The following is a 15,784-nucleotide window of genomic DNA, read 5'->3' as shown; positions in this document are numbered from 1 at the left end:
CAGGCTTGACCGCAATTATTATTTTACTGTTTTAGGTCATTCTTTTCTTCTCACAGGCTTGACCGCAATTATTATTTTCTTGTTTCAGGTCATTTGTTCTATTTATCAAGAGCGTCAAGGTTCTTTTTCAGGTCGATCATTTTGTCGCGGAGTTCTGCAGCTTGTTCGAAGTTGAGATCTGCGGCTGCGGCGCGCATTTGTTTTTCTACCTGGGCAATGAGTTTGGTGAGTTCTTTACGGGTCATGGACTCTGGGTCTTTCTGGAGTCGGACTTCGGTTTCGGCTACTGCTTTGGATACGGCGATGAGGTCGCGGACTGCTTTTTTGATAGTAGTCGGAGTGATTCCGTGTTCTTTGTTGTAGGCTTCCTGGATGGTTCGGCGGCGGTTGGTTTCGGTGATGGCTTTGTGCATGGAATCGGTCATGTTGTCTGCGTACATGATCACATGGCCTTCACTGTTTCGGGCAGCTCGTCCGATGGTCTGGATGAGAGAGGTTTCGGAACGGAGGAAGCCTTCTTTGTCTGCATCCAGGATTGCTACCAGGGTGATCTCCGGGATATCCAGGCCTTCTCGAAGGAGGTTGATTCCTACCAGTACATCAAAGACATCCAGACGCATATCACGGATAATGCGGGCACGTTCTAAGGTATCGATATCGGAATGGAGATAACGGACTCTGATTCCTACTTCTTTCATATATTCTGTCAGGTCTTCTGCCATTCGTTTGGTGAGAGTGGTAATCAGGATTTTGTGTTTCTTTGACACTTCTTTGTTTACTTCTCCGATCAGATCATCGATCTGGCCTTCAATAGGGCGGACTTCTACTTTCGGATCCAGAAGTCCGGTTGGACGGATGATCTGTTCTGCACGGAGAAGTTCATGATCATACTCATATTGTCCCGGAGTGGCAGATACAAACATGACCTGATCCAGTTTGGATTCGAATTCCTCGAAGCTTAAGGGGCGGTTATCTTTGGCTGAAGGAAGCCGGAATCCGTAGTCTACCAGTGTCTGCTTCCTGCTCTGGTCACCGGCGTACATTCCTCCTACCTGAGGTACTGTGATATGAGATTCATCTATAATAAGTAAGAAGTCATCTCCAAAATAGTCCAGCAGTGTGTATGGCGGCTGTCCGGGCTTTAATCCTGACAGATGTCTGGAATAATTTTCGATTCCTGAACAGAATCCGGTTTCTTTCATCATTTCAATGTCGAAATTGGTGCGTTCTGAGATTCGCTGGGCTTCCAGAAGCTTGTCTTCGCTTTTGAAATACTCTACACGTTCTTTTAATTCTTCTTCTATTGCTACAGCTGCTCTCTGGATCTGTTCTGCTGGCACTACATAGTGGGATGCAGGGAAGATGCTGATATGAGAACGCTGGCATTTGATTTCTCCTGTCAGTACATCAATTTCTGAAATACGGTCGATCTCATCTCCGAAAAATTCTACTCTCACGGCTGTATCGGAGCTGTTGGCAGGAAAAATTTCCAAAGTATCTCCACGGACACGGAAGGTGCTTCGGTGGAAGTCCATCTCATTTCTGGTGTACTGAATGTCGATCAGTTCCCGGATTACCTCATCCCGGTCTTTGGTCATTCCCGGACGCAGAGAGATCATCATGTCAAAGAATTCCTGAGGGGAACCCAGTCCGTAGATACAGGAAACGGAGGAAATGACCACTACGTCTTTCCGCTCTGACATTGCGGCTGTGGCTGAGAGACGGAGTTTGTCAATCTCGTCATTGATGGAGGAATCTTTAGCAATATAAGTGTCTGAGGATGGGACATAAGCCTCCGGCTGATAGTAGTCATAATAGGAGACAAAATATTCCACTGCGTTCTCAGGGAAGAATTCTTTCATCTCACCGTAAAGCTGCGCTGCGAGAGTTTTGTTGTGGGCGAGGATGAGGGTTGGTTTGTTTAGCTGGGCGATGACGTTCGCCATGGTAAATGTCTTGCCGGAACCGGTGACACCCAGTAAAGTTTCGAACTGGTTGCCTTCTTTAAAGCCTCTGACCAGACGTTCAATTGCCTGAGGCTGATCGCCAGTTGGCTTGTACTCGGAATGCAATTCAAAATGATCCATAATATTCTCCTGTTTTAATCAAATTTCACTTATCAAAAATTGAAATATGTTTAATATGGTTATATTTTCAGTATATCATCCCATATAAAAAAAGTACAGAGCAAGCGAATACCTGTTCTGCACTTTATATGTTTTCTAGTTACTGTTCACACACCACTATCCCGCGAGGTGTTTTGGCATGAATATGCCAAAATCCCGAGACATACAAGCCAAAATTCCATTGCCGCAGGCAATCTGGAATGAATTTCGGCTACGTTACTGAGAACGGATTCAATATTCCTTTTGTTTTTCAAGCTGCTCCATACAAAACTACCCCTTCTTTATGAATATTGGAATAAAATGGATAGTTCACAATCCACTTATTCAAGCGGATAAGATCATCCGCTTCACTACCTGCTCAAAACCCCACAAATAGTCTTCTCAACTTTTTCTGCATCAACAGGTTTTGCAATATGTCCGTTCATTCCTTTTGCCAGTGCCTTTTTTCTGTCTTCCTCAAAGGCATTGGCTGTCATGGCTATGATCGGAATAGTGGCTTTGTCTTTATCTGACAGTCCGCGGATCATCTCAGTTGCCCTGTAGCCATCCATGTTCGGCATCTGGATATCCATAAGGATCAGGTCATAGGTGCCTGCCGGTTTCTGTTCTATCCTTGACACACATTGAACTCCATCCTCAACACGGTCAACTATAAGTCATAAGTCCCATATCCTCCAGGATAAACTCTGCGATTTCCGCATTCAGATCATTATCCTCTGCAAGCAAAATATGTTTTCCGCTGATCCTGGTTTCATCCATATCTGAAAATTTTTCCGTAGCCCGTTCATAGTAACTCTTATCAGCAATCCTGTATTCCAGGGTAACTGTAAATTTACTTCCTTCTCCCTGCTTACTTTCTACTTCAATAGTTCCGTACATCATATCAATATACTTCTTTATGATCGGCATTCCCAGACCTGTTCCCGCAATCTTTCCGTCTGTTGTATTTCGTTCCCTGGCAAAAGCCTCAAAGAGAGATGGAAGGAATTCTTCGCTCATTCCGATACCTGTATCAATTACCTGAGTCCGTATCCGCCTGGAAAATTTTGTAAATTCCCTGATAAATATCTCTGATCTTCACATAATCTTCATCCAGTTCCACCTTACCGCTTTCAATCCGGGCCATGTCCAGCACATTGTTGATAATAGACAGCAGCAGATTTCCGGACTGTTCCATCTTCTCCTGATAATCCAGAAGCTTGGGATCAGTCAATTCCCTTTTCATCAGCTCACTGTATCCCAGCAGGGCATTCATGGGTGTCCGGATATCGTGAGACATATTGAAAAGGAAATCTGATTTGGCGGCATTGGCCTTTTCTGCCTGAATCTGGGCTTTTCTCGCTTGTATCAGCAGATAAACTATAATCCACACAATAATCAAGACCACACTTACAAACCAAATGGAAACTACCCACAGATTATCCTTTATGTATTCTGCCAGAGTAACCTTGCCAGGTGCGTTTTCATATACGCAAAACTGACTGGAAAGTCTGGAATCAGGCAGAGTCTGAATGGTTTTGTTCAGGATATTCATTAATGTTGTGTTTTCCCTGGTGACCGCAAAGCAGGAAGCGCCGGATTTCGTAAGAAAAATACTGCGCATTTTGCTGTCCTCCAGTGTCTTTAATGACTGTCCTGCCTTCGCAACAAAGCAGTCTGCCTCTCCACTTTGAACTGCTTTATCGGCCTCAGCAGATGAGTCATATTCCTTTATTTTCCAGAAAGGATAGTTAAAAGAAATATACCACTTCCCCAGCAGGTTATTCCTGCTCACTGCTACTGTATTCTCTTTATTTTCATCAAACTTCTTAACACCGGTGAGTACTGCAACATTGACTTCAAAAACAGTATTTGACAATATAACATCGTTTTGCTCAGCTTCATATGGATTCTGATTCATATGAAAAATCATATCAATCCTGCTATCCTTTAATGCCTGCAGTTCTTCCTCCTGAGAATCAAAGCCTGTCAACTGAAATTCTATGTTTTTTTCTCCCAGACAGCCAGAAGCCAGACTAATATAATCGTTAATAATTCCTACCGGTTTCTCTGACTCCGTATCCACAAGGCTGATACCCACATCATTTTTCAGATATCCAATCCGGACCGCCCCATGCTGTTCCAGCCAGTTCTGCTCCTCATCCGTAAGAGTTTCAAGGGAATTTGCGGAGAGATACCTTTTATAAAGATCGTCTTTATAAAAAGGATTCTCCCTCTCTATCTTCTGCATTACCTGATCCAGCTCTTCTTTCAGATCCGGGCGTTTTTTGCTGACTGCAAAATAGTTATAGGAGCCACCAATCAGAATAGCTGGTGAAATATCGTCTCTTTCCCACTGTGGAGATTCATTTAAAACAAATCCGTCAATTTCATGATTTTTCAATTTCTGACGAATATCATCTGCACCGGTAATATCAACCTGCTGCGTGTTCACTCCATGACTTTTCTCCCACTCATGGAACATTTCGGCAGGAAGTGCATTCGGCAGCATACCGATTCTTTTTCCATTTAATGTAGTCAGATCTGAAGTGGAGATATCTGTATTAGAAGTATCCACATACAGGTAATATTTATCCTCTCCCATAGGCAATTCTGAAAAAAGCATGGAAGTGGAACGTTCCTCTGTATAGGAAATGCCTCCCAGCAGATCGATCTGTCCATTTTTCAGCATACTCATCAGTTCTGCCCAGCTTCCCTCCACATATTCATATTTCCATCCGGTATGCGCAGCTACTGCCTGCTGGTATTCGTAGCTGTAGCCTCTCCTCTGACCGTCTGCTCCTGTGGTATTATAAGTTCCCTCATACCAGCCTACCCTGACAACCTTAGATCTGTCCTCCTGTGCTGATACAGGAATGGGAAGCACAGTAATATATAAAATAAGGCATAATAAAATGCAGATATGTCTCTGTACATTTAACTTAAACTTTTTCATATAACTTTCTCCAAATGATTTTGTGACTGTCCGGTGAAGATATCCCAACAGATTATTGCCTTTTTCATTTACTTCACCCGGGTTATGGAAACATGTATCATGCTTCTGCAGATATCATACCTTATTTTCCGTCATTGCAACAGCCCTATATTTATTTTTTATACCTATTTTTTCAGTTTTCAGATAATCTTTACTTGCCAAAATTCATGGGCTACGACAACCGAATTCGGATAAAATATATCGCAAAGTGGGGCGTGCAGATTGCGGGAATGATTTTTCAGACACGCTCTAATGTGTCGACATGTTAATTCCTGAAACAATCTTGCAGGATAATTTTTTTTATTTCAAGGCGGAGGAAAAAGATGTAGCAGTGGCATAATCATTTGTACGCGAGTCCCCACCCACTGCTTATTGCTTTTCGCAACCTCCGCAGGGGACTTACTTGATTCGGTTAAAGTTACTATTTATTTAAATTTCGTATACAGAAAAAAGCAGCCCACAGACCATGTATGAAGGAAATCTGTGAGCCACCTCTTCTTTTCATCTTAGATGATGTTTATCTTTTTTTATCTTTGAAACAATAAAGAAGAAATCGTACGGTTTTTACTTTTGTAAAACTGAAATGCATTATTTAATAAACTTAACTTCCGGATAAATAGCCTGCTTAGCAGCTTCTTTTCTCTCATTGAAGATAACCTTGTTTTCTTCAAACAGGTTGCGGCCCTGTGCATCGATAGATACGATCAGTGGACCAAATTCTTTTACCTTGTTGCACCATAAGGTCTCAGGCATTCCAAGCTCATCCCAGTGATGTTCTACGATCTTCTCAACCTCTGTTGCAGCTACTACTGCACAGCCAGCCGGGAATACACAGTGGATCGCACCAAATTCTTTGCATGCACGCTCTGTATTCGGTCCCATTCCGCCTTTTCCAACGATTACTCTTACACCTGTAAGCTTAGTAAATTCATACTCAAATTTCTCCATACGCATGGAGGTTGTCGGTCCAACGGAAACCATTTCATAGTCATCTTCTGTTCCCTCAATTTTACGAACGATTGGGCCAGCGTGGAAAATTGCTTTGTCCTTGATATCATATGGAAGTTCTCTTCCATACTCAACCAGACGGCGATGTGCCACATCACGGCAGGTCATCAGCTCTCCGTCCAGCCATACAATATCACCGATTTTGATGTCAGCCAGGTCTTCTTCACTGATTGGTGTAATAAGAACTTTTTTATCTCCTCTGATTTTGATCATGTTTTTTCCCTCCGATTATGCGTTGAATTTCCATGTGGAATGTGTATCACAGGTTACTGTAAGGTCAGAATTTACGGTCAGGTGACCACGGCGGTGTGACCAGCAGCCTACATTTACTGCTACACCGATTGTAGACGGATGACGGGCTGTATTCTCGATATTAACACCCATTACAGAATATTTTCCGCCCATTCCCTGCGGTCCAAGGCCGATTGCATTGATTCCGTCTTCCAGAAGCTTCTCCATTTTTGCTGCATTTGCATTGTCATTGTGAGAACCGATCGGACGCATAAGTGCTTTCTTGGAGTTGAGGGCTGCTGTCTCTACAGATGTTCCTACACCTACACCCACAAGAAGCGGAGGACAAGCATTCAGTCCGTAAGTTGTCATCTGATCAAGAACAAAATCGGTAACGCCTTCATATCCTGCACCTGGCATAAGTACCATTGCTTTTCCCGGAAGAGTACATCCGCCTCCTGCCATGTATGCGTAAATCTCACATTTATCACTGTTTGGAACGATGTCCCACCATACAGTCGGAGTTCCTTTTCCAACGTTTTTCTTGGTGTTGTACTCGTCAAAAGTTTCTACAGAGTTATGTCTTAATGGTGCTGCAAAAGTAGCCTGTACAACAGCTTCTTTCAAAAGGGCTTCCAGCTCGTTGATGTACGGGAAATTAGTTCCGCATTTCAGCCAGAACTGAAGAACTCCTGTGTCCTGGCAGCTTGGGCGGTTCAGTTCTACAGCCAGTCCCTGGTTCTTAGTCATTGTCTCATAAAGTACTTTTGGAAGTGCTGCGCTTTCCTGAGAACCAAGCTCTTCCAGTTTTGTTACTACGTCGTCCGGTAATTTTTTTCCAATATGGGCAACAAAATCTGCTACCATGTCTGTTAATACTTTAACTCCATTTTCCTTAGTCATGATTTACCTCCTGATCATTCAATGGTTTAGGGTTGTTTGGCTTTTAATTTTGGGTTATTTATCTAAAGCAGCATGTTTTCTGCTTTATTTCTATTGATACATTTACATTAAGCGGAAAATCTTCCGTCTCATATGGTTTATCCTCTCACGGATAGAACGGGAACAGAACAGGCAAAAGGATCATACAGATCACGAAGGATACCAGAATCAACGGTAAACCTGATTTCACGTAATCCTTGAATTTATATCCTCCAAGTCCTACTACCATAGTGTTTGCAGGCATTCCAATCGGTGTTGCATATGCACAGGAGCCTGCGATAACAGTTGCGATAACAACAGCTCTCGGATCCGCACCAAGGTTGTTTGCCAGAGAAACTGCAATTGGGATCATCAGTGCGGTTGTGGCTGTGTTTGACATGAAGTTTGTCAGTGCACAGGTTACAATGAATATTACCAGAAGAAGCACAATCGGGTTCGGGTCTGCACCCAGAAGTCCTACGATCTTATCTGCTATCAGTTCACCGGCACCTGTTGTGTCCAGGGCTTTGGCAAGTGTAAGAGATCCTCCAAAAAGGAATACTACTTTCAGATCAATGGAAGCCAGTGCTTCTTTTTCTGAAAGAACTCCAACCAGCACCAGAATGATTGCTCCGATGCATGCAGAAATCTCAATGCTGACTCCGATCTGTTTCTCAAAAATCATTGCAAGAATCACAAGTATCAGAACTATCAGTGAAACAGTCTGTTTCCATTTCGGTACATCACTGAAATCTTTCTGTTTTTCAACAGTTGCCCCTACAGCCCCTTTTCCATCCGGAAGAAATCTGTATCCAATGAAAACGAAGTAGATAATTCCTACCAGAAGCATCGGGACTCCCACCGGTGCATACATGAAAAAGCTTGTGGAAAGCCCCATTTCCTGAAGTGCGTTTACACCCATCAGGTTTCCGGGTGCACCGATGATGGAAAGATTCCCGCCAAGCGCTGCTGCAAATACCAGTGGCATCAAAAGGCGGCTTCTTGAATAGCCGGATTCATCAGCGATTCCACAGACTACAGGGATCAGCACTGCTGCTGTACCTGTGTTTGATAAGAATCCGGACATCACACCTACGATTACCATGATCGCAATGATCAATGTTCTTTCTGTTCTGGCAAATCTGGTGACCAGACCTCCGATTTTATTTGCCATTCCTGTTTCAAATAGTGCCTGACCTACTACAAACATGCCGACACAAAGGATTACGTTACTGTTTACATACTGTGAAAACGTTGTAGATACATCCACTACTCCGGTGAGTGTCAATCCGATTGCACAGATCGAAGCTGTAAGCCCAAGTGGTATCTTTTCGAGGATGAAACTAATGATCGTAAACACAAGAAATAACAGTGTGATTGTTTGTTGAGACATTTTATTGATCTCCTTTCACTTTTTTCTGTGATTTCATTTTTTATTTTGCTCTTCGCTTTTGTCTTACTTATCCGTCTTTTTTTTATTAATCTCTCTTGAAAGGTACCGGCCGTGCACGTTTCCTTTGATGAGTTTATTATAAATCATGCACGTATAAAAAAACAAATTAATGGGTTGCATATCCCCATAAAAAATTTTTATAATCTCAATTTTAGCAGGTTTTTTTATGCAATATTACTATATTAAAAAAAACTTTAGAAATAAATATGGAAATTATGATAGGTATATGGTATTTTTTATTTGAAGATAACTTAAAGCAGTTTCAGAAAATACTATACTTGCTATAGAAATGACATATTTCGACACACTACAACGAACTTAGAGGAAATTACTTATGACACTTAACCAACTCCGTTACTTTTGCACAGCCAGCCGCTGCCACAGTATCACAAAGGCAGCCGAGGAATTATACGTTACTCAGCCCACTGTGTCCGTTGCTATCCGCGACCTGGAAATTGAATTCGGTATCAGCCTTTTCTATAGAAAGGGAAACAGGCTGATTCTTACTGAAGAAGGCGAGGAGCTTTATAATAAAGCCACCTACATTCTTCAATACTGCAACGAGCTTCAGGCAGATTACTCCAGTATGGCGAGGGTAAAGCCCCCTCTTCGTATTGGGATCCCGCCTATGCTGAGCACTGTCTTTTTCCCTGAGCTTCTCATCGCATTTCATGACCAATATCCGGAAATCGCTGTTGTTCTGGAGGAATATGGCTCTGTTCGTGCCTGCAATCTGGTACAGGATGACACTCTGGATCTGGCTCTGGTAAATATGGAACAGTATAATATTGATAAATTTAACAAGGCTCTTCTGGCCAACGACCAGGTTGTTTTTTGTGTAAGTGATGACCACCGACTGGCAGACAAAGAAGTTGTGACCACCAAAGAAATGTCTAAAGAATCTTTGATCTTTTTCAATGCCGATTCCGTACAGAACCAGTTGTTGAAAACACGCTTCGAAATGGACGGTTACATTCCGGACATCGTCATGCGCAGCAGCCAGATTTATACGATTTTGCAGTTAGTAAAGACCTGTAAATATGGCAGCTTTCTCTATTCCAGCATGACCGACAGATTTGCCTCTTCCGGCATAAAAGGAATTCCCCTCAGTCCACCCATCCGCATAAAGATCGGAATGATATGGAAAAAAGGGAAATATATCAGTGACAATATGCAGAAATTCCTGAACTTCACCAAGATGTACTACCGGGAACATCCGCTGATTCAGAAGTTCTGATTTGTACGCCACTAAGCTGAAAAAAGCAACTTACTACAAGTACATTGTAAAGGCTTACAAGATGGTGGATGGAAAGAAAGTAATCACAGGTACCTCCGTAGCAGTACATTCAATAACTAAGGATGGAAAATACGGCGTAGCCAAAGCTGTTTCCATTATAAAGATTGGAAATAAGAAGAATGATACAGAAGTAACCTTAAAGAAAGGTAAAACTGCTCAGATTACAGCTATAGAAATAAAGAAAGACAAAAAAATCAAACACCACAGAAATCTCTGCTATGAAAGCAGTAATACAAAAGTAGTAACTGTGACATCTGATGGTGTAATCAAAGCTATGAGAAAGGGAAACTGTAAGATATGGGTATATGCACAGAATGGTATATATAAAGTGATTACAGTTACAGTAAAATAATTTTTATGTGCGCATCAGTTTTACGGCTGATGCGCATATTTTTATGACCACATGAGGTCATGCATATTGGAGTCAGACTCCACGAAATACCGATATGTTCAAACACACTCCAAAAGATAGTCAAATGAATAGTTTGATATCAGAAATCCATTGCAGATTGTCCAGAGATACCATAACGATTGAGCTCCGAAAAATATATATAAAAATTTTATATATGTATTGACATTGTGGTAGCATCGAAGTATAGTATATGTAAAATTTATATATATAAATATTTTACATATATACCAGGAGGTGATTCTATGTATTTTCCGGTATCAGCATTATTGATTGAATATATGATACTGTCAGTGGTAGAAAGCAGGGATTCTTATGGTTATGAGATCAGTCAGACAGTGAAGAAGGCTGCTGACATTAAAGAATCTACGCTCTATCCCATATTGAAGAAGTTACAAATTGCAGGATATCTGACTACCTATTCGCAGGAGTATCAGGGAAGAAAGAGAAAATACTATTCCCTTACAGAAGAAGGCAAGGCACAGATTGCATATCTGAGCAATGAATGGCAAATCTACAAAGACACTGTAGATGGAATTATTGAAGGGAGGATAAGAGGTTGAGCAGAGAGGAATATTTAAACCAGCTGCATAAATATCTGCGGAAGCTTCCGAGACAGGACTATGAAGATGCAATGGAATATTTTACCGAGTATTTTCAGGAGACAGATGAGGAAGGAGCAGAAGAACTGATGAAAGAACTTGGTACGCCGAAGGAGGCTGCCAGAGAACTGATGGCGAATCTTCTGAATAAGAAAATAGAAGATCATCAGAATTATGAAACAGATGGACAGACCAGAGCAGAACAGAAAGGTTCCGGAAAACATGTGGTATGGATAGCGCTATTGGTATTATTTGCTGCACCGGTAGGAGCTCCGCTTCTGGCAGCATTTGCTGCAGTCGTTCTTGCATTAGTTGTGTGTGTATTTGCAATTTTGTTATGTGTAGTTTTATGTCTGATGCTTATTGGCGGGAAAATCCTTGTCCGCGGTATACTGGCAGTCCCGTTTTCTATGAGCGGTTTTGCAATGCTTACAGGAAGTGGTCTGTTGGCTGTGGGCGCTGGCATCCTTGGTGTACTGTTGTGCGTATATCTATGTAAATGGAGCAGCATGCTGATTGCGAAGCTGGTACGCCGGATCACAGGCAGAAAGAGAGAGAGGTTAGAACGATGAAAAGATGGGCAAAGGTATGGCTTGCAGCAGGAGTCGGATGCTGTGTATGTGGTGCAGCTTTGACGGGCATCGGTGTTGCGAGCGGTGGAAGTAAATATGTGAAATCAGCAGATTTAAACAAAATGGATGGAGCTGCAAAAAAAAGCGATAATGAGATGGTTCTTGAGAAAACAAAGCTTGATGATTTCGACTCAGCAGACATCTCCATGACAGATATGAATTTGCAAGTAGTCAGTTCAGATGATCAGTACTGTTATATTTCTTATCGGGCATCCGATCAGAAAAAGGATCCGATCAGTTATCAGGTAAAGGATGGTAAATTAAGGATTCAGGAAAATAACAATGATGGGAAGACTTATTATCATGTTGATATCGGATTTTTGTCGGGTCTTTTGGGTGAAGGAACACTTACTACAGATGAAAATGTGGTAACAATTTACGTGCCGAAAGGTCAGAAATGGAAGCTTGCAGATATTAAATCGGATATGAGCAATATATTGCTGAACGGATGCGAAATCGAAAATGGAGCCGTTCAGACGGATTCAGGAGATGTATTTTTTAAAAATTGTGATTTCAATAATCTGAAAGTGAAAACGGATATGGGTGATCTTTGTTTTATTGGTAAAGAAGACGTGATGCGCACATGGAACATACAGGTGAATACTGATATGGGAGATATCAATGTAGATGATGCGCTGACCGGTAAGATGGTGGAAGACCAGGATGACTGTGATATTTCTTACACACAGAAAGGAACGGGTGGCAATCTGTTGATCCAGACTGACAGTGGAAGTATAAGGCTGAAGTGCAGATAACGTTACTGTTTACTTCAGTTATGATACAGGGAATTCTTGGTGCATTCTGCGTCAGAGTGCCGGTATCTTACATTATGAGTATCCAGCCGAATATCTCTCTGTTCCATATCGGGCTGGCAACACCGATGTCCTCTATATTATAGTTGATTCTCTGTGTTGGATTTATGCTCTGGTTAAGAAAAAAAGGAATGCTGAATGATTTTTCAAACACGCTCTAATACGCTCATTCTTTTTGACTGAAAAATTCTATCTAATCATAAAATATAAATAAACATATCAGGGTCAGAAGTTTCCAAAATCTCATCGTATAAACACGAATAATCTAAGAATCTTCTGACCCTGATATTTATTTTATTTGCGTTCTACAATATGATAGTAAGAACGCGCCGTCATAAGATAAATCAACCCATACACAACAGCAAAGATCAATACTGTTCCCGCCGTACATCCAATAAACAGCTTCGTATTTGTCATTCCAAAGAGCAGGAGCATTCTTCGTATCATTGGAAATGCCATGGCAATATGAAGCATTGCCATTAACAGCGGGAGAAAAAATACCATCAGAATCTGTCTGCGGACAGAACTTCTGACCTCCCGGCGGCTTAATCCAACCTTCTGCATAATCTCAAATCGTTTCTGATCTTCATATCCTTCAGAAATCTGTTTATAATAAATAATCATAGCTGTTCCCATAAGGAAAAGAGAACCGAGAAAGATTCCGATAAACAAAAGAGAACCATTATCCGCATAATAGGACTCATATTCCTGCTGGCGGATTCCGGAAGTTATCCATGAGTTTTCTGACAAGCCTCCATTTTTCTTCAAGTCTTTAACAACCTCCATTACCGGGGTTCCAAAATCAATCTTATCTGTCTCCGAACCGGTAATATCCAGACCAAGATGAAGTGTCAGATCCTCTCCCGCAGGAGCAGAAGAAACGCCTTTATACATTTCTGTACGCATCTCATCAAATTTCTTAAAATCTTCATCTGTAACAACCAGCACTGCATTATCACTGACTGCATCTTCGCCACAGGTCAGGGGATTCTTATCCAGCCATTTTTTCACTGTAAATTCTGTCTCATCAACAGTAACTGAATCTTTCTGCACAGCTGAAGGATACCATGCAAAAATTTCACCATCACTAAGATTTGCAGAAATTCCTGTAAGTCTTTCATATTCTGCCTGATTCAAAAGAGAAAGTACCAGTACCGAATCAGAATTTCGAATAGTATTTGCTGGTTTTATCAGAATCTGATCACCGTTTTTGCTGCATACGATATCCAGATAGATTTCCTCCACAGACTTTTCTACCGGAACTTTATTATCCGCAATAGCTTTTTCAAAAGCCTCTATTGCGGTCTGACATTCATCTTCGCTTATGCTGGTAACAGACATATCAACATCATACGGATAGCGATTCAGCATAATATCATTCATTCCGAAATAAATGGAAACTGTCATGGAAATCATAAGTAGAACACCTGTACTTAGTATACAGATACTTGCCAGACCGATTGCGTTCTGCTTCATTCGATAAAGCATTCCCGATATGCTGATAAAATTTCCAGTCCTGTAATAAAAACTCTTTCTGCGTCGGAGAAACTTCAGAATCACAATACTTCCTGCGGTAAAAAGCAGATAAGTGCCTGCCATAACAAGAATAACAGCAAGAAGAAATATCGTAATTGCCTTGATTGGAGATTCAGTCGTAACCGCAAGGTAATAACCTGCACCAAGGCAAATAAAACCAATCAATGCCATAAGCCATTTTGCTGCCGGTTCTTTTTCTCCGGTATTATTACCGCGAAGTAATTCTACCGGACGGCTTAAATGAATTTTCGCAAGGTTCAGAAACAAAATCATCAAAAATACGATGCCAAACATGAACAGACAGGTAAAAATCCCCTTTACTGAAATATAAAATCCAAGCACTGAAGGGATATGAAGCAGCTTTAACAGCAAAAGAAGTGCCAGCTTACTTCCAATAATTCCGGCTGCAATACCGCCGGCAAGTGAACCTATTGAGGTAATGATCGTTTCAAGAAACATTACGATTCCAATGTGATTTCTTTCCAGTCCAAGAATATTATAAAGACCTATCTCTTTCTGCCTTCTCTTCATCAGAAAACTATTACTGTAGATCAGAAAAATAATACAGAAAATCTCTACGACTATCTCTCCTGTAAACACGATCATACGCACTTCATCCGCCTGACGCACTGCCTGATCCAGTGTCGGGCAGTCACGCAGAAATTCCATCATATAAATCATTGCAATACAGAAAATACAGGTGATTATGTATGGAATATATGTGCTTTTGTTGTTTCGGATATTCTGTTTTGCAAGTCTGGAAAAAATTCCCTTATGCATGCTGCTCACCACCTGTCGTAAGTATCGTAAGCGTATCCGCGATCATCTGATACATTTCCTGACGCGATTTACTGCCTTTGTATATCTGATGAAAAACTTCTCCGTCTTTGATGAAAAGAACTCTGGACGCATGGCTGGCTGCCTGTGCACTGTGTGTGACCATGAGGATTGTCTGTCCCTCTGCATTGATTTCACCAAATACGGAAAGAAGTGCTGATGCCGCCTTTGAATCAAGTGCGCCCGTCGGTTCATCCGCAAGAATCAGTTTGGGATTCGTGATCAACGCCCTTGCAACAGCAGCACGTTGTTTCTGACCACCGGAAACTTCATATGGAAATTTATCCAGAAGCTCTGTGATCTTAAGAGCCTTCGCAATCGGGCGGATTTTCTGTTCCATCTCACGATAATCTTCTCCTGTAAGAACAAGTGGAAGATAAATATTATCTCTCAGGCTGAAGGTATCCAGCAGATTAAAATCCTGAAAAACAAATCCAAGATTTTTCCTTCGGAATGCTGATATTTCTTTTTCTGTAAGGTATACGATATTTTTTCCTTCCAGAAGAACCTCTCCGGATGTCGGACGATCCAGAGACGCAAGAATATTCAGCAAGGTTGTCTTACCGGAACCAGATTCCCCCATAATCGCGACAAACTCACCTTCCTCTACAGAAAATGTAACATTTGAAAGCGCCTGTACCTTGTTTCCCCCGAAACGTGTACTGTATATTTTTTTGATATTTGTAACTTCAAGCAAAGCCATAAATGGGGCTCCTTTCTTTTAATTGATACCGTAAGTATAAGGATTTTTTACGGCTTCTGCCATCGAAACAGGTTACATTATATGAAAAAACCTTACATTTCTGTAAGGTTTCGTGTCACTTAAATATTAGCAGGTTTCCTGTGAATTACTCGGTAACTGAGTTACCAGAGCATCTGAATTAAGGCGGGATACCGCCTTTTTTCAGGGTGCATCCATGGCACCACTACTGTTTGCTCTTTAGAG

The 15,784-nt window shown here is 41.5% G+C and carries 14 protein-coding genes and 2 pseudogenes; 6 read left to right on the top strand and 10 right to left on the bottom strand.

Annotated elements, in window-relative coordinates; translation table 11 throughout:
* Positions 1-98 precede the first annotated feature (98 nt).
* The 5 genes and pseudogenes from uvrB to LI074_RS18095 form a co-directional block, all read right to left on the bottom strand.
* On the bottom strand, positions 99-2,087 hold the full coding sequence (uvrB, locus tag LI074_RS02200; protein WP_022379890.1) for an excinuclease ABC subunit UvrB: 1,989 nt from the start codon (positions 2,085-2,087) through the stop codon (positions 99-101).
* Positions 2,088-2,476: 389 nt separating this feature from the next.
* A complete protein-coding gene (locus LI074_RS02195) occupies positions 2,477-2,746 on the bottom strand; it encodes a response regulator (protein WP_265107631.1) in 270 nt (89 codons plus the stop codon).
* A 25-nt stretch (positions 2,747-2,771) separates the two neighbouring features.
* Entirely contained in the window at positions 2,772-3,125 is a 354-nt protein-coding gene (locus LI074_RS02190; RefSeq protein ID WP_243280918.1) for a sensor histidine kinase, read from the bottom strand.
* Positions 3,126-3,138: 13 nt separating this feature from the next.
* Positions 3,139-5,061: a transporter substrate-binding domain-containing protein gene (locus LI074_RS02185; protein ID WP_243280919.1), complete on the bottom strand. Its 1,923-nt coding sequence runs from the start codon at positions 5,059-5,061 to the stop codon at positions 3,139-3,141.
* A 179-nt stretch (positions 5,062-5,240) separates the two neighbouring features.
* A pseudogene (locus LI074_RS18095) lies at positions 5,241-5,309 on the bottom strand (hypothetical protein); the annotation flags it as partial.
* Here LI074_RS18095 and LI074_RS18090 point away from each other — a divergent pair.
* Positions 5,280-5,369 (top strand): annotated as a pseudogene (locus LI074_RS18090) (DUF6783 domain-containing protein); the annotation flags it as partial. The pseudogenes LI074_RS18095 and LI074_RS18090 sit on opposite strands and share 30 nt — an antisense overlap.
* A 319-nt stretch (positions 5,370-5,688) precedes the next feature.
* Here the strand turns inward: LI074_RS18090 and ttdB are convergent.
* From ttdB to LI074_RS02170, 3 genes are all read right to left on the bottom strand, one after another.
* On the bottom strand, positions 5,689-6,321 hold the full coding sequence (gene ttdB / locus LI074_RS02180; RefSeq protein ID WP_173697616.1) for a L(+)-tartrate dehydratase subunit beta: 633 nt from the start codon (positions 6,319-6,321) through the stop codon (positions 5,689-5,691).
* A gap of 15 nt (positions 6,322-6,336) precedes the next feature.
* Entirely contained in the window at positions 6,337-7,242 is a 906-nt protein-coding gene (gene ttdA / locus LI074_RS02175; protein ID WP_008707380.1) for a L(+)-tartrate dehydratase subunit alpha, read from the bottom strand.
* A gap of 145 nt (positions 7,243-7,387) precedes the next feature.
* On the bottom strand, positions 7,388-8,653 hold the full coding sequence (locus LI074_RS02170) for an SLC13 family permease (protein WP_118329999.1): 1,266 nt from the start codon (positions 8,651-8,653) through the stop codon (positions 7,388-7,390).
* 394 nt (positions 8,654-9,047) lie between these two features.
* Between LI074_RS02170 and LI074_RS02165 the strand changes: the two genes are divergently transcribed.
* The 5 genes from LI074_RS02165 (at position 9,048) to LI074_RS02145 (ending at position 12,408) form a co-directional block, all read left to right on the top strand.
* On the top strand, positions 9,048-9,950 hold the full coding sequence (locus LI074_RS02165) for a LysR family transcriptional regulator (RefSeq protein ID WP_055153990.1): 903 nt from the start codon (positions 9,048-9,050) through the stop codon (positions 9,948-9,950).
* Position 9,951: 1 nt separating this feature from the next.
* Positions 9,952-10,362: an Ig-like domain-containing protein gene (locus LI074_RS02160; protein WP_118569123.1), complete on the top strand. Its 411-nt coding sequence runs from the start codon at positions 9,952-9,954 to the stop codon at positions 10,360-10,362.
* Positions 10,363-10,664: 302 nt separating this feature from the next.
* Positions 10,665-10,982, top strand: a complete 318-nt coding sequence (locus LI074_RS02155) for a PadR family transcriptional regulator (protein ID WP_055153994.1) — start codon at positions 10,665-10,667, stop codon at positions 10,980-10,982.
* A complete protein-coding gene (locus tag LI074_RS02150; RefSeq protein ID WP_055052532.1) occupies positions 10,979-11,593 on the top strand; it encodes a DUF1700 domain-containing protein in 615 nt (204 codons plus the stop codon). The genes LI074_RS02155 and LI074_RS02150 overlap by 4 nt, the downstream gene beginning before the upstream one ends.
* Positions 11,590-12,408 carry a DUF4097 family beta strand repeat-containing protein gene (locus LI074_RS02145; RefSeq protein ID WP_173697615.1) on the top strand — a complete coding sequence of 273 codons (819 nt, stop codon included), beginning with the start codon at positions 11,590-11,592 and terminating at the stop codon, positions 12,406-12,408. Before LI074_RS02150 ends, LI074_RS02145 begins: the two co-directional genes overlap by 4 nt.
* A gap of 351 nt (positions 12,409-12,759) precedes the next feature.
* Here the strand turns inward: LI074_RS02145 and LI074_RS02140 are convergent, their stop codons facing one another.
* Both LI074_RS02140 and LI074_RS02135 read right to left on the bottom strand, forming a co-directional pair.
* On the bottom strand, positions 12,760-14,781 hold the full coding sequence (locus LI074_RS02140; protein WP_173697614.1) for an FtsX-like permease family protein: 2,022 nt from the start codon (positions 14,779-14,781) through the stop codon (positions 12,760-12,762).
* Positions 14,774-15,541, bottom strand: coding sequence for an ABC transporter ATP-binding protein (locus tag LI074_RS02135; RefSeq protein WP_173697613.1), 768 nt, complete (start codon positions 15,539-15,541; stop codon positions 14,774-14,776). The genes LI074_RS02140 and LI074_RS02135 overlap by 8 nt, the downstream gene beginning before the upstream one ends.
* Between the last annotated feature and the right edge of the window lie 243 nt (positions 15,542-15,784).

It is taken from the genome of Blautia sp. MSK18_10 (assembly GCF_020553185.1).
Classification (GTDB): domain Bacteria; phylum Bacillota; class Clostridia; order Lachnospirales; family Lachnospiraceae; genus Blautia_A; species Blautia_A wexlerae.
Note: the sequence above shows the minus strand (reverse complement) of the source record. Positions and strands in the feature narration are given on the sequence as shown.